This window comes from Pseudomonas sp. B20 (assembly GCF_020515755.1).
Taxonomy (GTDB): domain Bacteria; phylum Pseudomonadota; class Gammaproteobacteria; order Pseudomonadales; family Pseudomonadaceae; genus Aquipseudomonas; species Aquipseudomonas syringae.
In genome coordinates this window covers 138,988-161,065 of record NZ_JAHPJG010000008.1, presented here as the reverse complement: position 1 = coordinate 161,065, position 22,078 = coordinate 138,988, and the positions used below count along the sequence as shown (strand labels likewise).

The window sequence follows — 22,078 nt, the reverse complement described above, 5'->3', positions numbered from 1 at the left end:
ATATCCTCTTTGGATGTACCTACCCCTTCGCGAACAAGTTCGCTCCTACGGCCTACGGCCAGAATCAAAAGCGGACTTGTGTGTAACGTCGAGCATTGGAGCGTGGGAACAAGAGTGCTTACATCAACAGCCGCAGCACATCCGGCATGCCGCTCATGGCGGCGAGGTTGTTGATGACCAGCATGTCCAGCAGCTTGAGTACCAGGAATGCGAGGATCGGCGAGATGTCCAGGCCGCCCATGTTCGGGACGATCTTGCGGAACGGTGCCAGTGCCGGTTCGCAGATCTGGTTGACCAGTTCCGCGCCAGGGTTATGGCTGCCCGGTGCGACCCACGACAGAATCACGCTGATGATCAGGGCAAAGAAGAAGATCTTCAGGAACAGCGCGGTGACGCTGATGATCGACCACAGCAGCAGGTGCAGCGGGTCGCCCGTGGTGCCGAACATCAGCAGCAGGGTCAGAGCCATCAGGATCATCTGCACGATGATCGCCAGCACCAGCGACGACATGTCCAGCCCGAACAGGCTGGGGATGATGCGCCGCAGCGGCTTGAGCAGCGGTTGGGTGGCGCGCACGATGAACTGGCACAGCGGGTTGTAGAAGTTGGCCCGTACCAGTTGCAGGACAAAGCGCAACAGCACGATCAGCAGGTAAAGACTGCCAAGCGTCTGCAGGACGTAAATTGCAGCGGTGTTCAATCCGATCATCGATCTGCTCCAGAAAACCCGAAAATTATTTGCCCAGTTGTTCAGCCAGCTCGGCTGCACGATGGTCTGCGGCAGTCAGTGCCGTTTCCACCAGTGCCTCGAAGCCGCCCGCCTGAAATGCCTTGATGGCGGCCTCGGTGGTCCCGCCCGGCGAAGTGACACGACGACGCAGCTCGCCCGCGCCTGCATCACTGCCCGTCGCGATCAAGGCCGAGCCCAGCGCTGTTTGCAGGGTCAGCTTTTTAGCGATGTCCTCCGGCAGACCCAGTTTCACGCCTGCCGCGGTCATCGCTTCCATCATCAGAAAGAAATACGCCGGGCCACTGCCGGAGACTGCCGTGACAGCGTCCATGTGTTTTTCCTGCTCGACCCAGACCGCGATGCCGACCGCGGCCAACAACGCCTCGGCCTGCTCACGCTGCTCTGGCGTAACGTTGTCGGTCGCGTACAGCCCGCTGGCACCCTGACGCAGCAGCGAGGGGGTATTGGGCATGCAGCGCACCACCGGCTGCTCGCCCAGCCATTGCGTCAGGCTGGCGCAGGTGATGCCGGCCGCGACCGAAACAATCAGCTGGTGAGGTTCGAGGCTGGACTTCAAGGCCTGACAGACGTTTTTCATCATCTGCGGCTTGACCGCCAGTACCACCACGTCGGCGCCTTGGATCGCCTCGGCGTTGTCGGCGAATACCTGGATGCCGTGATCGTTGGCGATGCGCTCGCGGGTTTCGGCACCCGGCGCACTGGCACTGATCAGTGCCGCCTCCACGCCTTGGGCGCGCAGGCCGCCGATCAGGCTGGCGGCCATGTTTCCGGCACCGACGAAGGCAATACGGGTCTTGCTCATGAAGGGGTCCTTATGAAGAGGTTATGGCTGGCCATAGTCGCGGGCACCAAAAAGAGCGGTGCCGATGCGTACCCAGGTCGCACCTTGTGCAATGGCGGCTTCCAGGTCGTGGCTCATGCCCATGGAAAGTGTGTCGAGCGGCAGGTTCAACTGCTCCTGCAGCGTGCGCACTGCGGCGAAGGATGCATCCTGCGCCGCAGGATCGTCTGTGGGCTCGGGGATGGCCATCAGGCCGCGCAATCTGAGTCGCGGCAGGGCGATGATGGCAGCGGCCAGTGCAGGCAGGTCCTGAGGCGTGCAGCCCGACTTGCTGGCTTCGCCACTGACGTTCACCTGAATGCAGATGTTCAGCGGTTCAAGCGCTTCGGGGCGTTGCTCGGACAGGCGTTGGGCGATTTTCAGGCGGTCCACGGAATGTACCCAGTCGAAGTTCTCGGCGATAGCTCGCGTCTTGTTCGATTGAATGGGGCCAATGAAGTGCCAGCACAAGGGCAGGTCGCTCAGTTCGAGCTGTTTGCCCAGTGCTTCCTGTAAATAATTTTCGCCAAAATCGCGCAAACCTGCGGTGTAAGCTTCACGCAGGTCACTGGCGGGCTTGGTTTTGCTCACCGCCAGCAGGCCGACGGACGCCGGATCGCGCTCAGCGGCAAGCGCTGCGTCGCGAATTCGCTGTTCGAGCGTTGAAATGTTCGCTGCTATCGTGGACATTGATTTGCGCCAGCAGGGCTAAAGTCTGCGGCATTCTATGTGATTGAGGAGCTGTATGGATATTACCGAGCTGCTGGCCTTCAGTGCCAAACAGGGCGCGTCGGACTTGCACCTCTCTGCAGGTCTGCCGCCGATGATCCGCGTCGACGGCGATGTACGGCGTATCAACCTGCCCCCGCTGGACGCGAAGGAGGTCAAGGCGCTGATCTACGACATCATGAACGACAAGCAGCGGCAGGATTTCGAAGAGCGTCTGGAGACCGACTTTTCCTTCGAAGTACCGGGCGTGGCGCGGTTTCGGGTCAACGCCTTCAACCAGAACCGTGGTGCCGGCGCGGTCTTCCGGACCATTCCCTCGAAAATCCTGAGCATGGAAGACTTGGGCATGGGCAATGTGTTTCGGAAGATTACCGACGTGGCGCGCGGCCTGATTCTGGTCACCGGGCCGACCGGCTCAGGCAAGTCGACCACCCTGGCGGCGATGATCGACTACCTGAATAACAACAAGCACCACCATATTCTGACCATCGAGGACCCGATCGAATTCGTCCACGAGTCGAAGAAGTGCCTGGTTAACCAGCGCGAGGTGCACCGCGATACGCTGGGCTTCTCGGAGGCGCTGCGCTCGGCGTTGCGTGAAGACCCGGACGTGATTCTGGTCGGTGAAATGCGTGACCTGGAGACCATCCGCCTGGCGCTGACCGCCGCTGAAACCGGCCACCTGGTATTCGGCACGCTGCACACCACGTCAGCGGCCAAGACCATCGACCGGATCGTCGACGTATTTCCGGCTCAGGAAAAATCGATGATTCGCTCGATGCTCTCCGAATCGCTGCACGCCGTGGTCTCGCAGGCGTTACTCAAGAAGGTCGGCGGCGGACGCGTGGCGGCGCACGAAATCATGATGGGCACCCCGGCGATCCGTAACCTGATTCGCGAGGACAAGGTGGCGCAGATGTATTCGTCGATCCAGACGGGCGGCTCGATGGGCATGCAGACGCTGGACATGTGCCTGGCCGATCTGGTGAAGAAGGGGCTGATCACCCGCGAAAGCGCACGCGAACGTGCCAAGGTGCCGGATAACTTCTGATCGCAGGGATGCTGCAGGAACGAAAAAGGGGTCTTGAACGCGTTCAAGACCCCTTTTTCAGATGCGGCTTGCAGACCGCGGATTCAGGCCAGTATCAGCGCTGAACCACACGCATTTGCCCTGGTTGCTTGGGCAACACACGCTTGGCGATCTTGTAGTGGCTGTTCCAATACGGTTTGTTCAGCGTATCGACAGTTACGGCCTTGCCACGGCGCGGCGCATGAACGAACTTGTTGTCGCCCAGGTAAATGGCGACGTGGTTGATGTTGCGGCTCTTGATGTTGAAGAACAGCAGATCACCGGGTTTCAGGTCCTTGCGATCCACCGTCTGACCGTGACCCTGGGCCATGGCATTGGAGGTGCGTGGCAGGTCGACCTCACGGACGTCCGTGTAGGCGTATTTGACCAGTCCGCTGCAGTCCAGGCCCTTGCCAGGCGTGGTGCCGCCCCAGCGATAAGGCGTGCCCACAGCCTGCAAGGCGCGCTTTACAACGGCGCTGCCTTGCTTGGCGGGGGCAGGAGCCTGCAAGGCCGCGATTTTTTTGGCGTTCTTGCGTGAAAGCGGCTTCTGGACGGCGCTGGTAGCGCCGTACTGAGTTCGGGTGGTGGTGGCTTCCTTGGGTGCATTGCGAGTCGCGAGTGCCGGTGAAGAGTGGCTTTTGGCGGTGTAGCCCGTGAAGCTCGCAGGAAGTTGTTGCTCACGATTGGTGGCGTGGGCGGCCAGTGGCATAAATAGGCAAATGGTTAGCCATGTCTTGAAAAAAGGACGCATTCGGCAGGGCTCATGGTGGTCAGCGCGCAACTTTATAACAGCTTTTTCAAAAAAACTGACCCCATTTGTCGAGCGCATCACAGTGGCATCATTGCGTTTTATGCGACAGACTCTTTCTTTTTTCAGGCTAATCCCTTTAGCGACAAGGGCTTGGCGGCATTAAACCGCCTCATGTGCCATACGTCGGAATAGGGAAACCAAGTCACAATTTTGTTATGTATTTTTTTCTATCAGCGCAAAGAGGGCAAAAATGAACGCCTATCGTTCAGACACACACAGCAAGGTCATGGGCTACCTGATGTGGATTTTCGGCTTCCTGGGAGCGCATCGCTTCTACTACGGCAAACCGGTTACCGGGACCATCTGGTTCTTCACGTTCGGTCTGTTTGGCATTGGCTGGCTGATCGACCTGTTCCTGATCCCGTCGATGGACCGTGACGCCGACCTGCGCTTTACCCCCGGCTCCACCGACTACAGCGTGGCGTGGGTGCTGCTGACCTTCCTCGGCCTGTTCGGCGTGCACCGCATGTACCAGGGCAAGTGGATTACCGGGATCATTTACCTGTTTACCGGCGGGTTGTTTCTGGTCGGCATCCTTTATGACTTCTGGACGTTGAATGACCAGATCTCGATGAAGAACGCCCGACGCGGGTGAGGTTTGGGGCGAGGGGCTGACGCAGGGCGCGGCCCTGACACCTATCGTTCCTCACGCTCTGCGTGGGAGTGCCTGTCGTGACGCTCCGCGTCACAAATCTGCGCCGCGCCGCATGCCCAAGACTCGACGCAGAACAGCGTCCAGAGCGGCATGCCGACGCGGAGCGTCGCACGGTAGTCGAAACCCTTCGCGAACAAGTTCGCTCCCACGGCCTTCGGCCAGAATCAAAAGCGGACTTGTGTATAACGATGAGCGCTCTGTGCGGGAGCGAGAGCCCGGAGCGGGCTCAGCGGCTGTAGCTGATCCGTCCATCCACCAGTGTGTAGCGTACCGAGCCGGGCAGGCAGTGGCCGATGAAGGGGCAGTTTTCGCCTTTTGACAGCCAGGTCTCGCCAGCAACCGTCGAGGCGGCAGGGTCGAACAGGACGATGTCGGCAGGCGCTCCTGCGCTCAGCTTGCCGGCTGGCAGGCGCAGCGCGGCGGCAGGGCCGCTGCTCAGGCGGGCGATCAGGGTCGGCAGGTCCAGCAGGCCGTCATCCACCAGCGTCATGGCCAGCGGCAGCAGCAGTTCGACGCTGCTGATGCCTGGTTCCGTAGCGCCAAACGGTGCCAGCTTGGCATCGCGTTCGTGCGGCTGGTGATGGCTGGAAATCGCCTGGATGACACCGCTCTTCACTGCTTCACGCAGGCCATCGCGGTCAGCGCGGGTGCGCAGTGGCGGCTGCACGTGATAGAGGCTGGAGAAGTCGATCAGCGCCTCGTCAGTCAGAATCAACTGATACAGCGCGACATCCGCCGTCACCGGCAGGCCGCGCGCCTGCGCCTGGGCGATCAGCGCCGCGCCACGTGCACTGGTCAGCTGGCTGAAGTGCGCGCGTACACCGCTCTGTTCGACCAGCAACAGGTCGCGAGCCAGCGCCACGGTCTCGGCCGTCTCGGGAATGCCCGCCAGGCCCAGGAAACTGGCCGTCGGACCATCGTGCGCCAGACCGCCTTCGGCCAGATCACGATCCTGCGAGTTGAAAATCACCGTCAGGTCAAAGGTCGCCGCATATTCCAGCGCCCGGCACAGCGTACGGGTATTGCTGAAGCTGCTAAGGCCGTTGCCAAAGGCCACGCAGCCTGCGTCGCGCAGGGCGATCAGTTCTGCCAGCTGTTCGCCTTCCAGGCCCTTGCTCAGCGCCCCGATGGGGAACACCTTGCTGAATCCGGCCTCACGGGCGCGATCCAGAATCAGCTCGGCCACTGCCGAGGTGTCGAGCACCGGCTTGGTACGTGGCGGGCAGCACAGGCTGGTCACCCCGCCTGCCACCGCCGCGCGGGTTTCGCTGGCGATGCTGCCCTTGCGACTGTAGCCAGGCTCGCGCAGGGATACGTTGAGGTCGACCAGGCCCGGTGCTGCAACCAGCCCGGTAGCGTCGATGGTCTGGGTGGGCTCGAAACCCGCCGGTGCCGAACCGATGGCGCTGAGTTTGCCTGCTTCGAGGTGCAGGTCAGTGATTTGATCCAGCCCGCTGACCGGGTCGATGACGCGAGCGCCGAGGATGCTGAGCTTCACTGGGCGTTCTCCTGTTCGAATTGGCGTTGTGCGTTCTGTCCGCTCATGGCCATGGACAGCACCGCCATGCGGATCGCGATACCGTAAGTCACTTGATTGAGAATCACCGAATGCGCGCCGTCGGCCACTGCCGATTCGATTTCCACGCCGCGGTTGATCGGGCCGGGGTGCATGACAATCGCATCCGGCTTCGCGGCTTCCAGACGCGCAGTGGTCAGGCCGAACAGGCGATAGAACTCGCCTTCGCTGGGCAGCAGGCCACCGGTCATGCGTTCACGCTGCAGACGCAGCATGATGACCACGTCCACGTCCTTCAAACCTTCGTTAAGGTCGGTGTAGACCTTGACCCCGTATTGTTCGACGCCCACCGGCAGCAGGGTTTTCGGTCCGATCACGCGGATATCCGGGCAGCCCAGCGCCTTGAGCGCAAGCATATTGGAGCGTGCCACCCGTGAATGCAGGATGTCACCGACGATGGCCACCGACAGGTTCTCGAAACCGCCCTTGTGACGGCGGATGGTCAGCATGTCGAGCATGCCCTGGGTCGGGTGAGCATGGCGGCCGTCGCCGCCGTTGATGATCGCGACGTCCGGGCAGACGTGCTCGGCAATGAAGTGCGCCGCACCTGAATCGGCGTGGCGCACGACGAACATGTCGGCTGCCATCGCTTCAAGGTTGCGCAAGGTGTCGAACAGCGTTTCGCCCTTGCTGGTGGACGAGGTCGAGACGTTCAGCGTGATCACGTCGGCTGACAGGCGCTGGGCCGCCAGTTCAAAAGTGGTGCGGGTGCGCGTGGAGTTCTCGAAGAACACGTTGCACACCGTCTTGCCGCGCAACAACGGGACTTTCTTGACCGCCCGGGCGCCGACTTCGAGGAACGAGTCGGCCGTGTCGAGAATTTCGGTAAGCAGCTCGCGGGGCAAGCCGTCCAGAGACAGGAAATGGCGCAGCTGGCCCAAGTGGTTGAGCTGCAGCGGGCGCTTGGCGTCGAGAGGCGTCATCGCAATGGACTCTTAAAGGGCGGTGGAGAGGTCTTGAAGTTCGAGCGCCAGCGGCTCGGGGCCGGACAGCTTGATGCGTTCATTCGGTGCCAGCGACAGAGTGGCGCCGACCACGTTCGGACGTACCGGCAGTTCACCGGCGTCCAGGTCCAGCAGGCAGACCAGCGTGACACTGGCCGGGCGGCCGTAATCGAACAGTTCGTTGAGTGCGGCGCGGACGGTACGGCCGCTCATCAGCACGTCATCGATCAGCACCAGGTGCTGGCCTTCGATCTCGAACGGCAGTTCAGAAGGGCGCACTTGAGGGTGCAGGCCGTTCTGGCTGAAATCATCGCGATAGAACGAAACGTCCAGCGTGCCCAGCGGAGCGGGGTCGTTCAATGCCTTGAGCAGCGCCTGAGCAACCCAGACACCGCCAGTGCGGATGCCGATGAAACGAGGGTCGCTGATGCCGCGCTTGCTCAGGTGAGCGTTCAGGTCAGTGGCCATCTGACGAATCAGTTCGGCGGGATCGGGCAGGCTCATATTTGCTCCTTTGAGGCTCGGGCAGCGTCCTTCCCAGACTGTGTAAAAAACTACTGCGCTTGGCAATACTGCGTTAAAAACAGGCGAAAAATGCTCATTTAGAACACCTAGACTCCGCTTTTTCGCCTGTTTTTGCCTTGTCTTGCCTTTGCTCGTGACGTTTTTACACAGTCTGGTCCGTGGCGCGATGCTCAAGCGATAACGTGGAATCCGGGTATCTCGAAGCGATAAAGGCAGAAAAAGTCACACATTCAACAGTTCGGGGTGCTCATCCAGCCAGCCTTGCAGCAACAGCGCAGCGGCAATGGCGTCCACCGGATTGTCGCGATAGCTGCCTTTCTGGCCGCCGCGCGCCATGCGCTCGCCCTTGGCTTCGAAGGTGGTCAGGCGTTCATCATGGGTGTAGACCGTTACACCAAAGCGTCCGTTGAGTTTGCGCGAAAACTTTTCCGCGCGCGCGCTCATGTCGCTGGGCGTGCCATCCATGTTCAACGGCAGACCCACCACGATCGCATCAGGTTTCCATTCGTTGATCAGCGCCTGGACCTTGTCCCAGTCCGGCACGCCATTCTGCGCCTTGAGCGTACAGAGTTCACGTGCCTGACCGGTAATCGCCTGGCCGACCGCAACGCCGATCTGTTTGGTGCCGTAATCAATGCCCAGCAGCAGCCGTAAGGCGGCCATCAAGCGTGCCCTGCCTGGGTCGAGATCAGGTTGAGGTTGATGCCCAGGCGTCTGGCGGCAGCATCCAGACGCTGCTCGCTGTCGATATCGAACAGGATGGCCGGGTCGAACGAACAGGTCAGCCAGGCATTGTCGGCCATTTCAGCATCCAGTTGACCGGCGTCCCAGCCCGCGTAACCCAGGGTGATCACATTTTGATCAGGCCCGTAGCCATCGGCGATGGAGAACAGCACATCCTGAGAGGTCGACAAGGAAATCCCGCCCGGAAGATTGACCGTGGCCTGAAAGGTCTGGCCGCTAGGATGCAGGACAAAGCCCCGATCGGTCTGCACCGGCCCGCCGGTATGAATGACGATGTCCTGGCAGTGTCTCGGTGCCGGAAGTTCCGGTCGCAGTTGTTCGAGCACATCGGCCAAGGTCAGGCTTTGCGGGCGGTTGATCACCAGCCCCATGGCGCCATTGGCGTTGTGCTCGACAATGTAGGTCAAGGTCTGAGCAAAGTTCTCATCGTGCATGTGAGGCATGGCGATGAGGAAATGATGCTTGAGATAACTCGGAGAGACTTTTTTCATGAGCCCTAGTTTGGCGTTGCCTTGCCCGGCTGACAACTGACACGTTTGGGTGTCGGGCGTCAGCTGGCAAAAAGTTCAGTTGCTTGACAGCTTGTCTCCGCGTGCAAATTTCCAGGTGCGAATGATCTCCAGTCGATCGATATCCGCCAGATCGCCGGTGAACGGCGCAAAAGGCGCCGCCAGACGCACGATCCGCTGTGCGGCCTGATCCAGCAAAGGCTGTCCTGAAGATTCGAGCACCAGCACTTCATACAACGAGCCGTCCCGATTGATTGACACAAGAAGTCGCAAATTACCGTAGATCTGCTTGCGTCGTGCTTCCTCAGGATAGTTCAGGTTTCCGACCCGCTCGACCTTCTTGCGCCAGTCATCCTTGTACCAGGCACCTTTGTCGCGCATGGTCGAGGCCGCATTGAGGCGGTGGATCTTCGGGCGCTTGGCGTAGAGCTGCTGTTCGGTCGACAGTTCGGCTTCCAGGCTGGCAATTTCGTTGCTCAGTTCCGAGCTGTCGAAGGTCGGTGCGGCCTTGGTGGTGGGCTCGGGCTTGACCTCATCGCGCTTGGCAACGGTTTTCTGCTGACTGGGCGCGGTGGTCGCGACGGCGGTCTTCGGTGCTTCCTGTTTGACCACCGGCTTGCTGGCCGGGGGCGGCGTGACCTTGTTGACCTTGGTGTCCTGATAGGGCGCCAGCTCAGTGGTCTTGAGCGTTTCGGCCTTGTCCAGAGTGCCGCTGCCCTGCTGATCGTCTTGCGCCAGAAAGTCAGCCTGTTTGGGCTTTTCTTCGCTTTTGAAGCTGGCCAGGGTGATTTCCAGCGTCTGCGAGATCTGCTCCGGCTTTACATAGGTGAAGCCCACGCCAAGGATCACCGCGAGGTGAATCAGCGCCGCGATCATCATGGTAAAACCCAGGCGATCGGCAGGGCGCACACCGGCGTTGGCGAGTTCCAGGGGGAGGTCGTTGTTGGCCATCGATGTCATTGGCGGTTCAGCATCTCGTCAGCCTGCATGTCAAAATCCGTGTCGTGTTACAGGTGGCGCATGATAACGCAATGTGCCGCGCCGCTCTGCTGCGGATCGGACGAAGGGAATCGATCTGGCGCCGTGGCGCACGGTGTTGTCCGTGGTCAGCGGCGTCAGCGGCTGATCAGCCCTTGCGCGCTTGCAGCTTCTTCTCGATCGCGTCCATCAGCAGGCCACCAATGTTGGTGCCGAAGGCATTGTCGATTTCGCGGATGCAGGTCGGGCTGGTGACGTTGATTTCGGTCAGGTGCTCACCGATCACGTCGAGGCCGACGAACAGCAGGCCTTTTTCACGCAGGGTCGGGCCGATCTGTTCGGCGATCCAGCGGTCCTTGTCGCTCAACGGACGGGCCTCGCCACGTCCGCCTGCCGCCAGGTTGCCACGCGTTTCGCCGGCTGCCGGGATGCGCGCCAGACAATACGGGACCGGTTCGCCATCGACCATCAGAATGCGCTTGTCGCCGTCCTTGATGGCCGGCAGGTAACCCTGCGCCATGATTTGCTGCGTGCCGTGGGCGGTCAGGGTTTCGAGGATCACTGACAGGTTCGGATCGCCCGCACGGTGGCGGAAGATCGACGCGCCGCCCATGCCGTCCAGCGGCTTGAGGATCACGTCGCCATGCTGTTCGGCGAATTCACGGATGATGTCCGCGCGGCGGCTGACCAGCGTCGGCGGCGTGCACTGCGGAAACAGCGTGGCGAACAGCTTCTCGTTGCAGTCGCGCAGGCTCTGCGGCTTGTTGACCACCAGTACCCCGGCACGCTCGGCCTGCTCCAGCAGGTAGGTGGCGTAGACGAATTCCATATCGAACGGCGGATCCTTGCGCATCAGGATCACGTCCAGGTCGTCGAGACCTGCGTCGACTTCGGCTTCGAACTCGAACCACTTGGCCGGATCGGCAAACACCTTGAGCGGCTTCATGCGTGCGCGGGCCTGGCCAGCGTTCTGATACAGGTCTTTCTGTTCCATATAGAACAGCGACCAGCCGCGTTCCTGGGCGGCAAGCAGCATGGCCAGCGAGCTGTCCTTTTTATAGGAAATGCGCTCAATGGGGTCCATGACAATCCCTAGGCGAACGCTCATGGGCAATATCCTCTGATCGGTAAGGGCCGCAACGGCCGTAAAATTGGCATCAGGGTGGCGCTCCGATTGCTCCCGGTCAAGGGGCAGGCCTGCCGCGATGCGCCAAGGTGCACTTTATGGATTGCGTCTGGAGAGTGTGCTAAAAAGGCTCGGCATCCGGTCTTCGGTCCCAGTCGATCAACGAAGCGATACCGTCAGGCTCCCAGTGCCTCGCAGAATGCGCAAAAATTCGCTGCGGCGATGGAAGAGCAGCTATGGAACAACACGCCTCCGCCCTGAAAGTCATGGTCATCGATGATTCGAAGACCATCCGCCGCACCGCCGAAACACTGCTCAAGAACGCAGGCTGTGAAGTCATCACTGCGATAGACGGTTTCGACGCGCTGGCCAAGATTGCCGATAACCACCCGCGAATCATATTCGTCGATATCATGATGCCGCGTCTGGACGGTTATCAGACCTGCGCGCTGATCAAGAACAATCGGGCATTCAAGTCGACGCCGGTCATCATGCTGTCCTCCAAGGACGGCCTGTTCGACAAGGCCAAGGGGCGGATTGTCGGTTCCGATCAGTTTTTGACCAAGCCTTTCAGCAAGGAAGAACTGCTCAGCGCGATCAAGGCTCATGTGCCGGGCTTCGTTGCAGCAGAACAACACATATCATGACGCCCGCGCCTGATGTCGCGCGTTCGTAATCTGACGGGGAACACCCATGGCTCGAATATTGATCGTCGATGATTCGCCGACTGAAATGTACAAACTCACCGGCATGCTGGAAAAGCACGGTCATGAAGTGCTCAAGGCCGAAAACGGCGCTGATGGCGTGGCCCTGGCCCGTCAGGAAAAGCCCGATGCCGTGCTGATGGACATCGTCATGCCGGGGCTCAACGGCTTTCAGGCCACGCGTCAGCTGACCAAGGATGCCGACACCAGCATGATCCCGGTGATCATGATCACCACCAAGGATCAGGAAACCGACAAGGTCTGGGGCAAACGCCAGGGCGCGCGGGATTACCTGACCAAGCCGGTGGACGAAGAAACCCTGATGAAAACCCTGAATGCGGTGCTGGCCGGCTGATTGCCGGAATCGCCATGGCCGAGCCGCGCACCGCTTTTGAACTGCTTCTGGATATGGATCGACGCTGTCGTTCGCTGGCGGCGGGCCTGCCGCTGCAGGAAGCCCATCAGCAGGACTGGGTCGGCATCGGCTTTCGTATGGGCGAGCAACGGTTTGTCGCGCCGATCGGCGAGATCGCCGAAATCCTTCACGAACCCCATCATGCGGTAATGCCCGGTGTGAAGTTCTGGGTGGCGGGTATCGCCAATCTGCGCGGTCGATTGTTGCCACTCATGGATCTGTGCGGGTTTTTCGGCCATGAACTGGTGCCGGTGCGCAAACAGCGCCGGGTGCTGGTGGTCGAGCACCATGACGTATTTGCCGGTCTGCTGGTCGATGAAGTGTTCGGTATGCAACGTTTCAGTCAGTTGAGCCTCATACCCCAGACCGCGCAGGACATGGATCAGCGTATGGTGCCGTTCCTGCGCGGGCAGTTTATCCGCGAGCAGGCGTGGCACATCTTCAGCCCGTGGGCGCTGGTGCAGTCTGCGGATTTCATGGACCTGGCGTCCTAGCATGTCGGGCCTGGTGTGTTTCACAATTGATCCAGGCGGGGGCCTGATTAATGAGTAGTACAGACCGGTCAAGGGAAGGCGCAAGAAGCCGGACGCAGATTATTCTGCTGTTCGTGGCGCTTATCGTTTTCATCATGTTGCTGTTCGCCAACTTCGCCTACCTCAACACTCAGTCCAACTACGACAAACAGTACATCGGCCATGCCGGCGAGCTGCGCGTCCTGTCGCAACGCATCGCGAAAAACGCCACCGAAGCGGCTGCCGGCAAAACCCAGGCGTTCAAGTTGCTGGCCGATGCGCGCAACGATTTCGACGTGCGCTGGGGCTACCTGAGAAAAGGCGACCCGGCCACCGGCCTGCCTGCGGCTCCTGATCTGATACGCGACGAGTTGCGCACCGTGCAACGTGACTGGGAAGGGCTGCGCAAGAGCACCGACGTGATTCTGGCCAGCGAACAGACCGTCCTGTCGCTGCATCAGGTGGCGGCAACGCTGGCCGAAACCATTCCGCAATTGCAGGCCGAATACGAAAAAGTCGTCGAGAACCTCCTGCAAAGCCGTGCCCCTGCCGCACAGGTGGTGGTTGCGCAGCGCCAGGCGCTGCTCGCAGAACGGATTCTCGGCTCGGTCAACACCGTGCTGGCTGGCGATGAAACGGCTGTGCAGGCCGCCGATGCCTTTGGCCGCGACGCCAGTCAGTTCGGGCGTGTGCTCAACGGCATGCTGGAGGGCAACGCCACGCTGCGCATCTCCCAGGTCGAGGACCGCGATGCGCGGGCGCGGCTGGCGGAGATCGCCGAACTGTTCGAATTCGTCTCAGGCTCGGTGGACGAGATTCTCGAGACCTCGCCCGAGCTGTATCAGGTGCGCGAGGCCTCGGGCAACATCTTCAACACCTCACAAACCCTGCTGGATGAAACCTCGGTACTCGCCAACAGCCTGGAAAACCTCGCCAAGCGCCGCACCGTGAACACCGTCGGCGGCTATGTGCTGGGCTTGCTGGCACTGGCGTCGATCATCCTCATCGGTCTGGTCATGGTGCGCGAGACCAATCGCCAGTTGCGCGAAACCGCGCAGAAGAGCGAGCGCAACCAGACGGCGATCATGCGTCTGCTGGACGAGATCGAGAACCTCGCCGACGGCGACCTGACGGTCACGGCCTCGGTGACCGAGGACTTCACCGGGGCGATTGCCGACTCCATCAATTACTCCATCGACCAGTTACGCGAGCTGGTGGTAACCATCAACCTGACTGCCGAGCAGGTGGCGGCTGCGGTGACTGAAACCCAGGCGACGGCCATGCAGTTGTCGGCTGCCTCAGAGCATCAGGCGTTGCAGATCAGTGCGGCGTCGACGGCGATCAACGACATGGCGGCGTCCATCGATCAGGTTTCGACCAACGCCTCGGAGTCCTCGGCCGTGGCGGAGCGTTCCGTGACGATTGCCAATAAAGGCAACGAGGTCGTGCAAAACACCATTCATGGCATGGACAACATTCGCGAGCAGATTCAGGACACCTCCAAGCGCATCAAACGTCTGGGCGAGTCATCCCAGGAGATTGGCGACATCGTCAGCCTGATCGACGACATTGCCGACCAGACCAATATTCTGGCCTTGAACGCTGCCATTCAGGCGTCGATGGCCGGTGATGCCGGAAGAGGGTTTGCCGTGGTGGCCGACGAAGTACAACGGCTGGCCGAGCGTTCGTCGTCTGCGACCAAGCAGATCGAAACGCTGGTCCGGGCCATCCAGAACGACACCAACGAGGCGGTTATCTCCATGGAGCAGACCACCAGCGAAGTGGTGCGCGGCGCACGCCTGGCGCAGGACGCCGGGGTGGCGCTGGGGGAAATCGAAGGGGTGTCCAGGGTGCTGGCCGAGCTGATCGAAAGTATCACCGATGCCGCCCACCAACAGGCCGAGTCTGCCGGGCAGATTTCGCAGATCATGACCGTCATTCAGCAGACCACTTCGCAGACCACCTCGGGCACCTCGGCCACTGCTGAAAGCATTGGCAATCTGGCGAAAATGGCCAGCGAAATGCGCCGATCGGTATCGGGCTTTGCCCTGCCGTCATCGAAGAAAGCCGGATGATGTACCGCACATGAACAACCTTGATTGGGTAACGGACGGTACTCGTCATGGCTGATCGTCACGATTACGTAGCCCTTGAATGGCTGAAGGGCGAGATCGCCGAAACGCTGCGCCAGGCCCGTCAGTCGCTGGACCTGTTCATCGAAGACCCGGCCAACGCTGCGGCGATGGCCGAGTGCCTGAACCTGGTGCATCAGGTTCACGGCAGTCTGCAGATGATCGAGTTCTATGGCGCCGCGTTGCTGGCCGAGGAAATCGAGCAACTGGCGCTGGCGGTCCAGCAGAACCGTGTCAGCCATCCGGTCGAGTCCGAGCAACTGCTGATCCAGGCCATGAGTCAGTTGCCGGTTTACCTGGAGCGCATTCATTCCGCGCGCCGCGACCTGCCGCTGGTGGTCTTGCCACTGCTCAATGACCTGCGCAGCGCGCGGGGCGAAAGTCTGCTCTCGGAAACCAGCCTGTTCGCCCCGCAGCTGGTCGTCGTGCCGGCGCTTGATGAAGAGGAGCTGGCGCGGCGCAATACCCCGGAATTGCCCAACCTGCTGCGCAAGCTGCGCCAGACGCTGCAGGCGGCGCTGGCCGGCCTGATGCGCGAGCAGGGCGTGCAGACCCAGCTCGGTTACATGGCCAAGGTGTTTGCCCGGCTTGAGCAGTTGTGCGAAGACGCGCCGCTCGGTGCGCTCTGGCGGATCGCCTCGGCCCTGGTCGAAACCATGCTCAACGGCAACTTCACCAACAGCCCGGCGCTGCGCAGCCTGTTGAAGGACGCCGACAAGGAACTCAAGCGGCTGGCCGAGCAGGGCGTCATCGGCATCAATCAGCCCGCCCCCGAAGAGCTGTTGAAAAGCCTGCTGTTCTACATCGCCAAGTCCGACAGCCTGGCGCCGAAGATGCTCGACCTCAAGGACCAGTACGCGCTGGCCGATGCCTTGCCCGGCAACGACGTGGTCAACGAAGAGCGCGCCCGCATGGCCGGTCCGGACCGTGACGCCATGCGTTCGGTGATCGTGGCCTTGTGCGAAGGGCTGGTCAGGGTCAAGGAACGGCTCGACGTGTTCGTGCGCGGCGACCGTCAGCATGTCAGCGAGCTCAACGCGTTGCTGCCGCCGTTGCGGCAGATTGCCGATACCCTGGCGGTGCTGGGTTTCGGCCAGCCGCGCAAGGTGATCATCGATCAGTTGTCTGTGGTCCTCGGTCTGGCCCAGGGGCAGCGCGAGCCCAGCGACGCGGCGCTGATGGATGTGGCGGGTGCCTTGCTCTACGTCGAATCGACCCTTGCCGGCATGGCCGGGAGCCACGAGCAGGTCAGCCGCGAAGAAAGCCGCCTGCCGACCACCGACCTGACGCAGATTCATCAACTGGTGATTCGCGAAGCCCGCACGGTGTTGCAGCAAGCCAAGGACGTGATCCTCGATTACATCGACGGCGAGTGGGACCGGCAGCGGCTCGATCCGCTGTGCGCGCTGATCGTGCAGGTTCGTGGTGCGCTGGCCATGATCCCGCTGGCCCGTGCGGCCAGCCTGCTGGCCGCCTGCAACGAATACATTCAGGAACACCTGCTGGTGGACGAAACCCGTCCCACCTGGGTTCAGCTCGATTGCCTGGCCGACACCATCACCGGCATCGAGTATTACCTGGAGCGCATGCTCGAAGACCATCAGGCGCCGGGCGATCAGGTGCTCGACATGGCCCAGCAAAGCCTGGCACGGCTGGGCTATACGCCCGCTGCGGACACCCTCGAAGTGCCGTTGCTCGAAGAGATCATCACCCAGGACGAGTTGCTGGAACTGGATGACCGCAAGGCGCTGGTCAGCCCCACGCAAACCATTGCCCAGGTCCTCGCCAGCCCGGTCTCGGCGGTCAACCCGCCCGCCCGTAACGTACCCACCAGCCTGTTGCCGCCCTCGGCCGGGGAAGAGGCGGTGGACGACGAGTTGCGCGATGTGTTTCTCGAAGAGGCCGACGAGGTGCTCGACGCGCTGCGTGAGTACCTGCCGCGCTGGTTCGCCTCGCTCGGCCGCGACGGCCACTGGGACAGCACGGCGTTGACCGAAGTGCGCCGTGCGTTTCATACCCTCAAGGGCAGCGGCCGGATGGTGCGTGCGCTGATCCTCAGCGAGCTGGCCTGGTCGGTGGAGAACCTGCTCAACCGGGTGCTGGAAGGCGATGTACTGCCGGGCCTCGAAGTGCAGCAACTGATGAGAGAAGTGCAGGCGCTGCTGCCGTCGGTCATCCGCGACTTTGCCGAAGATGCGCAGCGCCAGCGCGACGATGTCGACCTGTTGGCGGCTCGCGCCCATGCGTTGGCCAACGGGCTGGAGCCACCGACGCTGCCGGCCGTGGAGGATCATGCGCCAGGCAAGCCTGTTGCCGACGAACCGCTCGATCCACAGTTGCTGGAGATTTTCCGGCAGGAAGCGCTCGGCCATCTGAACACCCTCGGCCGCTTCCTCGACAATGCCGAACAAGCAGCGTCGCCGGCGATCAGCGACGCGGTGCTGCGTGCGTTGCATACGCTCAAGGGCAGCGCGCACATGGCTGGAGTGCTGCCGATTGCCGAACTGGCCAGCCCGCTCGACCAGTTAGTTCGTGAATACAAGGCCAACCTGATCGATATCGGTTCACCGGAGCTCGCCCTGCTGCGCAGCGCCGAACCGTTGCTGCACAAGGGCCTCGAGCAACTGGACAGCACGCCGCTGGCGGATATTCCGGGTGCTGCGCCGTTGATCGAGGCTGCCCTGGCGATGCTCAACGACCGCCTCACCGTGGTGCTGCGCGAGTCGGACAGCGGCCTGCGGATCAAGCGCAACCCCACGCTGCTCGCCGGTTTTCTGGCCGAGGGCATGGACATCGTGCTGGACGCGGAGAACCTGCTGCAGCGCTGGCGGCAGCACCCCGGCGAACGCCAGGAACTGAGCGCGCTGCTCGACGAACTGACCACCCTCGGTCATGGCGCGCACCTGGCCGACCTGCCGCAGGTTGATGAGCTGTGCGAAGCCTTGCTCGACCTCTATGGCGCGGTCGAGGAAAGCAGTCTGGCGGTCAGCGAGCGGTTTTTCGATGTGGCAGAAAATGCTCACGAAGCGCTGATCAACATGCTCGATCAGGTGGCGGCCGGCCAGGATGTCGAGCCACGTCCCGAATGCGTGCGCGCCTTGAACCAGCTGCTGGATCAGGCGCTTGACCCATCGGCGACCGGGCTGGTCAAGAGCGACGGCCACCGCACCTTGAGCGTTACCGAGCTCAACGCCGCCACCGTGCAGCTGGCCAGCGAGGCCGGGCACACTGAGACTGAAGTTGCCGGGCCGGACGACGAAATCGTCGAGATATTTCTGGAAGAGGCCGTCGATATCCTCGACAGCGCCGGTCAAGCCTTGCAGCGCTGGCTGGCCGATCCGGAAAACCCTGCGCCGCTGGCCTCGTTGCAACGCGACCTGCACACCCTCAAGGGCGGTGCGCGGATGGCTGAGGTGGCCGAGGTGGGCGATCTGGCCCACGAACTGGAAAACCTCTACGAAGGCTTGATCGACCGGCGCTTCAACCATTCGCCGGCGCTGGCCGAGCTGCTGCACGAGAGCCACGACCATCTGGCGATTATGCTCGAGCAACTGCATCGGCAGGAAACGCTCAGCGACCCTTCGGCCTTGATCGACGCGCTGCGCAACTGCCGCACGCTCGAGAGCGCCGGGCCCGAGGTACAAGCCTCGCCTGCCGCCAGTGAAGATCTTCCCGAACATGACACCGAGCTGCGTGAAGTCTTCCTCGAGGAAGGTTTCGACATCATGGAAAGCTCGGGCGCGGCATTGGCGCGCTGGCAGGCCGATCCGCACAACATGCTGGAAGTCGAAAACCTGCTGCGCGACCTGCACACCCTCAAGGGCGGCGCGCGGATGGTGGAAATTGCTCCGATAGGCGATCTGGCCCACGAACTGGAGACGCTTTACGAGGGGCTTTCCGCCGGCAGCCTGCAGCCCGCGCCGTTGATGATGGGGCTGTTGCAGAGCGGCCAGGATGTGCTGGCCGACATGCTCGATGCCGTGCGCAGTGACAAGCCGCTGCCTGACGCGACCTTGCTGATTGAGAGCATTCGCAGACTGGCCACCGACGAGCCGTCGGGCGCTGTGCTGGCTGCGCAGGACCTGGAGGTCCATCCGGAGTCGGTGGTCGCCGTGGCCCCGGCCGCCGAGGGTGAGGCAGAGCGCAGTGGCCCGGAAATGGTCAAGGTGCCTGCCGAGCAACTGGAGGACCTGGTCAACCTGGCCGGCGAAACCTCCATCTTCCGTGGACGTATTGAACAGCAGATTATTGATTCACAGATCGCCCTGGTAGAGATGGAAACCACCATCGAGCGGATGCGCGATCAGTTGCGTCGTCTGGACATGGAAACCCAGGGGCGCATTCTCAGCCGTGAGCAGGTCCAGGCCGAGCGGCTGGGCTATGAAGAGTTCGACCCGCTGGAAATGGACCGTCATTCGCAGTTGCAGCAGTTGTCACGCGCGCTGTTCGAATCGGCGTCCGACCTGATGGACCTCAAGGAAACCCTCGGTGCGCGCGCTCGCGACGCGGAAACGCTGCTGTCGCAACAGGCCAGGGTCAACACCCAGCTTCAGGAAGGCCTGATGCGTACGCGCATGGTGCCGTTCGAACGATTGGTGCCGCGCCTGCGTCGCGTGGTGCGCCAGGTGGCCTCGGAACTGCACAAGAAAGTCCATTTCGAAGTGGGCAACGCCGACGGTGAGATGGACCGCAACGTGCTGGAACGAATGGTCGCGCCACTGGAGCACATGCTGCGCAACGCCGTCGATCACGGGCTTGAAAGCACCGAAAAACGTATCGCAGCCGGCAAGCCGGAACAGGGCCATATCAGTCTGGAATTGATGTACGAAGGCGGCGATATGGTCATCGAACTGAGCGATGACGGCTCGGGCGTTGACCTAGCAGCGGTACGCCGCAAGGCCATCAAGCGCGGCATGATCCATCCGGATGCCGATCTGTCCGACCATGAAGTGCTGCCGTTCATCCTGCAGGCGGGGTTTTCCACCAGCGAGATCATCACCCAGATTTCCGGCCGTGGCGTGGGCATGGATGTGGTGCACGCCGAGGTCAAGCAACTGGGCGGTTCGATGGTCATCGACTCGGTACCGGGCCAGGGCACGCGCTTCCGTATTCGACTGCCGATTTCGGTGTCGGTCAACCGGGCGTTGATGGTGACGTGCGGCGAAGAACAGTATGCGGTGCCGCTCAATACCGTCGATGGCATCGTGCGCGTCATGGCCAATGAGCTGGACGGCTATTACCAGACCACCCCGCCGCGCTATCAATATGGCGGACGCAGTTACGAGTTGCGCTATCTGGGCGAGTTGCTGGGCAGCAGTCCGCCCAGGCTGGCGGGGCAATTGCAGCCGCTGCCGGTGTTGCTGGTGCATCTGCAGGATCAGTGGGTGGCGGTGCAGGTCGATGCGCTGGCAGGCTCGCGCGAGATCGTGGTCAAGAGCCTCGGCCCGCAGTTCTCCAGGGTGCAGGGCATTTCCGGTGCGACCATCCTGGGTGACGGGCAGGTGGTGCTGATTCTTGATCTGATGGCGAAGATTCGTACCTTGCAGGGCTTGCCTTTCAGAGCAGGCATGGCGCCTGCCTACCACGAAGCCGAGCACGCCAGACCGCTGTTGGTGATGGTAGTGGACGATTCGGTGACGGTGCGCAAAGTTACCAGCCGCTTGCTGGAACGCCACGGCATGCACGTGCTGACCGCCAAGGATGGTGTCGATGCCATGACCCTGTTGCAGGAGCACACGCCTGACATCATGCTGCTCGATATCGAAATGCCGCGCATGGACGGCTTTGAAGTGGCCAGCCAGATCCGCCAGGACGAACAGCTCAAGGACCTGCCTATCATCATGATCACCTCCCGCTCGGGCCAGAAGCATCGCGATCGGGCGATGGCAGTGGGCGTCAACGAGTACCTGAGCAAGCCGTATCAGGAAAACGTGTTGCTGGAGAGCATCGCTTACTGGAGCCAGGTGCATGTCTGAAGGTACGTTCCAGACCAGCCGTCTGACCAGCCTGACTGGCTTGCTGGTGCCGTTGAGTGACCGGCATCTGCTGCTGCCCAATGTCGCGGTCGCCGAGTTGATCGATTACCAGGATTGCAGCGCAGAGCCGGACGCCCCCGAGTGGTATCTGGGGCCGATCAGCTGGCGCGAACTGACCTTGCCGCTGCTCAGCTTCGAAGCCGCCTGCGGAGGCCGCACCCGCGTTGGCGGTCGAGCCCGGATCGTGGTGCTCAACGCGCTGGGCGGACGCAACGACGTCAGGTTCATCGCCCTGCTGACCCAGGGCATCCCGCGTTCGTGCAAGGTCGACAGCCAGTTGAGCTACGTCGACGTCCCGCTGGCCGAACTGGAACTGGCCGCCGTACAGATCGGCGAAACCGTAGCCCGCATTCCCGACCTCGAAGGGCTGGAGCAATGGCTGGTGGATGCAGGGCTGTCATAGTTAAAGAGGACGCGGAGCGTCCAGAACTGCATGCGACGCGGAGCGCCGCACGATAGTTACAGGATTATCGTTCCTCACGCTCCAGCGTGGGAATGCCGTGGGTGATGCTCCGCGTCACAAATCTGCGCCGCGCTGCACATTCCGGATAGGACGCGGAGCGTCCAGAACTGCATGCGACGCGGAGCGCCGCACGATAGTGTGATGATCGTTCCTCACGCTCCAGCGTGGGAATGCCGTTCGTGACGCTCTGCGTCACAGATCTGTGCCGCGCCGCACATTCCGGATAGGACGCGGAGCGTCCAGAACTGCATGCGACGCGGAGCGCCGCACGATAGTGTGATGATCGTTCCTCATGCTCCCGTGGGAATGCCGTGCGTGACGCTCCGCGTCACAGATCTGTGCCGCGCCGCACATTCCGGATAGGACGCGGAGCGTCCAGAACTGCATGCGACGCGGAGCGCCGCACGATAGTTACAGGATTATCGTTCCTCACGCTCCAGCGTGGGAATGCCGTTGGTGACGCTCTGCGTCACAGATCTGTGCCGCGCCGCACATTCCGGACAGGACGCGGAGCGTCCAGAACTGCATGCGACGCGGAGCGCCGCACGATAGTTACAGGATTATCGTTCCTCACGCT

At 61.7% G+C, this 22,078-nt stretch carries 19 protein-coding genes; 8 read left to right on the top strand and 11 right to left on the bottom strand.

The window, feature by feature from the left end; translation table 11 throughout:
- Positions 1 to 118: 118 nt before the first annotated feature.
- Genes LIX91_RS11185 through LIX91_RS11175 form a run of 3 tightly spaced genes read right to left on the bottom strand, consistent with a single transcriptional unit; the run spans position 119 to position 2,261 of the window.
- Positions 119 to 709 (bottom strand): YggT family protein, encoded by a 591-nt coding sequence (locus LIX91_RS11185; RefSeq protein ID WP_226488486.1) that lies wholly within the window; start codon positions 707 to 709, stop codon positions 119 to 121.
- A 25-nt stretch (positions 710 to 734) separates the two neighbouring features.
- On the bottom strand, positions 735 to 1,553 hold the full coding sequence (gene proC, locus LIX91_RS11180; protein WP_003414346.1) for a pyrroline-5-carboxylate reductase: 819 nt from the start codon (positions 1,551 to 1,553) through the stop codon (positions 735 to 737).
- A 21-nt stretch (positions 1,554 to 1,574) separates the two neighbouring features.
- The gene (locus LIX91_RS11175) at positions 1,575 to 2,261 is read right to left on the bottom strand and encodes a YggS family pyridoxal phosphate-dependent enzyme (protein WP_003422448.1); all 687 of its coding nucleotides are present in this window, start codon (positions 2,259 to 2,261) and stop codon (positions 1,575 to 1,577) included.
- A 55-nt stretch (positions 2,262 to 2,316) separates the two neighbouring features.
- Between LIX91_RS11175 and LIX91_RS11170 the strand changes: the two genes are divergently transcribed.
- A complete protein-coding gene (locus LIX91_RS11170; protein WP_003404551.1) occupies positions 2,317 to 3,351 on the top strand; it encodes a type IV pilus twitching motility protein PilT in 1,035 nt (344 codons plus the stop codon).
- A gap of 94 nt (positions 3,352 to 3,445) precedes the next feature.
- Here the strand turns inward: LIX91_RS11170 and LIX91_RS11165 are convergent, their stop codons facing one another.
- The gene (locus LIX91_RS11165; RefSeq protein ID WP_050555219.1) at positions 3,446 to 4,123 is read right to left on the bottom strand and encodes a C40 family peptidase; all 678 of its coding nucleotides are present in this window, start codon (positions 4,121 to 4,123) and stop codon (positions 3,446 to 3,448) included.
- A 250-nt stretch (positions 4,124 to 4,373) separates the two neighbouring features.
- Here LIX91_RS11165 and LIX91_RS11160 point away from each other — a divergent pair, with 250 nt between their 5' ends.
- On the top strand, positions 4,374 to 4,778 hold the full coding sequence (locus LIX91_RS11160; RefSeq protein WP_003345171.1) for an NINE protein: 405 nt from the start codon (positions 4,374 to 4,376) through the stop codon (positions 4,776 to 4,778).
- A gap of 286 nt (positions 4,779 to 5,064) precedes the next feature.
- Here the strand turns inward: LIX91_RS11160 and LIX91_RS11155 are convergent, their stop codons facing one another.
- The 7 genes from LIX91_RS11155 to gshB all read right to left on the bottom strand — a co-directional run bounded on the left by LIX91_RS11155 (position 5,065) and on the right by gshB (position 11,222).
- Complete coding sequence (locus LIX91_RS11155; RefSeq protein WP_003366140.1) at positions 5,065 to 6,336, bottom strand: dihydroorotase; 1,272 nt, start codon at positions 6,334 to 6,336, stop codon at positions 5,065 to 5,067.
- Entirely contained in the window at positions 6,333 to 7,337 is a 1,005-nt protein-coding gene (locus LIX91_RS11150) for an aspartate carbamoyltransferase catalytic subunit (RefSeq protein WP_003316734.1), read from the bottom strand. Before LIX91_RS11150 ends, LIX91_RS11155 begins: the two co-directional genes overlap by 4 nt.
- Positions 7,338 to 7,349: 12 nt before the next feature.
- Positions 7,350 to 7,862 (bottom strand): bifunctional pyr operon transcriptional regulator/uracil phosphoribosyltransferase PyrR, encoded by a 513-nt coding sequence (gene pyrR, locus LIX91_RS11145; RefSeq protein ID WP_004409370.1) that lies wholly within the window; start codon positions 7,860 to 7,862, stop codon positions 7,350 to 7,352.
- A gap of 243 nt (positions 7,863 to 8,105) precedes the next feature.
- A complete protein-coding gene (ruvX, locus tag LIX91_RS11140) occupies positions 8,106 to 8,546 on the bottom strand; it encodes a Holliday junction resolvase RuvX (protein ID WP_002551734.1) in 441 nt (146 codons plus the stop codon).
- Positions 8,546 to 9,118, bottom strand: coding sequence for a YqgE/AlgH family protein (locus LIX91_RS11135; RefSeq protein WP_004409372.1), 573 nt, complete (start codon positions 9,116 to 9,118; stop codon positions 8,546 to 8,548). Before LIX91_RS11135 ends, ruvX begins: the two co-directional genes overlap by 1 nt.
- Positions 9,119 to 9,193: 75 nt before the next feature.
- A complete protein-coding gene (locus tag LIX91_RS11130; protein ID WP_003316738.1) occupies positions 9,194 to 10,096 on the bottom strand; it encodes an energy transducer TonB in 903 nt (300 codons plus the stop codon).
- Positions 10,097 to 10,262: 166 nt separating this feature from the next.
- Positions 10,263 to 11,222 carry a glutathione synthase gene (gene gshB / locus LIX91_RS11125; RefSeq protein ID WP_003316740.1) on the bottom strand — a complete coding sequence of 320 codons (960 nt, stop codon included), beginning with the start codon at positions 11,220 to 11,222 and terminating at the stop codon, positions 10,263 to 10,265.
- A 254-nt stretch (positions 11,223 to 11,476) separates the two neighbouring features.
- Between gshB and pilG the strand changes: the two genes are divergently transcribed.
- From pilG to LIX91_RS11095, 6 genes are read left to right on the top strand one after another with little or no spacing between them, the layout of a single operon-like run.
- The gene (pilG, locus tag LIX91_RS11120; RefSeq protein ID WP_002551738.1) at positions 11,477 to 11,887 is read left to right on the top strand and encodes a twitching motility response regulator PilG; all 411 of its coding nucleotides are present in this window, start codon (positions 11,477 to 11,479) and stop codon (positions 11,885 to 11,887) included.
- Positions 11,888 to 11,933: 46 nt separating this feature from the next.
- Positions 11,934 to 12,299 carry a twitching motility response regulator PilH gene (gene pilH, locus LIX91_RS11115; protein ID WP_003316741.1) on the top strand — a complete coding sequence of 122 codons (366 nt, stop codon included), beginning with the start codon at positions 11,934 to 11,936 and terminating at the stop codon, positions 12,297 to 12,299.
- Positions 12,300 to 12,313: 14 nt separating this feature from the next.
- Positions 12,314 to 12,853, top strand: coding sequence for a chemotaxis protein CheW (locus LIX91_RS11110; protein WP_003414355.1), 540 nt, complete (start codon positions 12,314 to 12,316; stop codon positions 12,851 to 12,853).
- Positions 12,854 to 12,903: 50 nt separating this feature from the next.
- Positions 12,904 to 14,946, top strand: coding sequence for a methyl-accepting chemotaxis protein (locus LIX91_RS11105; protein WP_003414357.1), 2,043 nt, complete (start codon positions 12,904 to 12,906; stop codon positions 14,944 to 14,946).
- 47 nt (positions 14,947 to 14,993) lie between these two features.
- Entirely contained in the window at positions 14,994 to 20,978 is a 5,985-nt protein-coding gene (locus tag LIX91_RS11100) for an Hpt domain-containing protein (RefSeq protein WP_226488485.1), read from the top strand.
- Positions 20,971 to 21,441 carry a chemotaxis protein CheW gene (locus LIX91_RS11095; protein WP_003392217.1) on the top strand — a complete coding sequence of 157 codons (471 nt, stop codon included), beginning with the start codon at positions 20,971 to 20,973 and terminating at the stop codon, positions 21,439 to 21,441. The genes LIX91_RS11100 and LIX91_RS11095 overlap by 8 nt, the downstream gene beginning before the upstream one ends.
- The last annotated feature ends 637 nt before the right edge of the window (positions 21,442 to 22,078 follow it).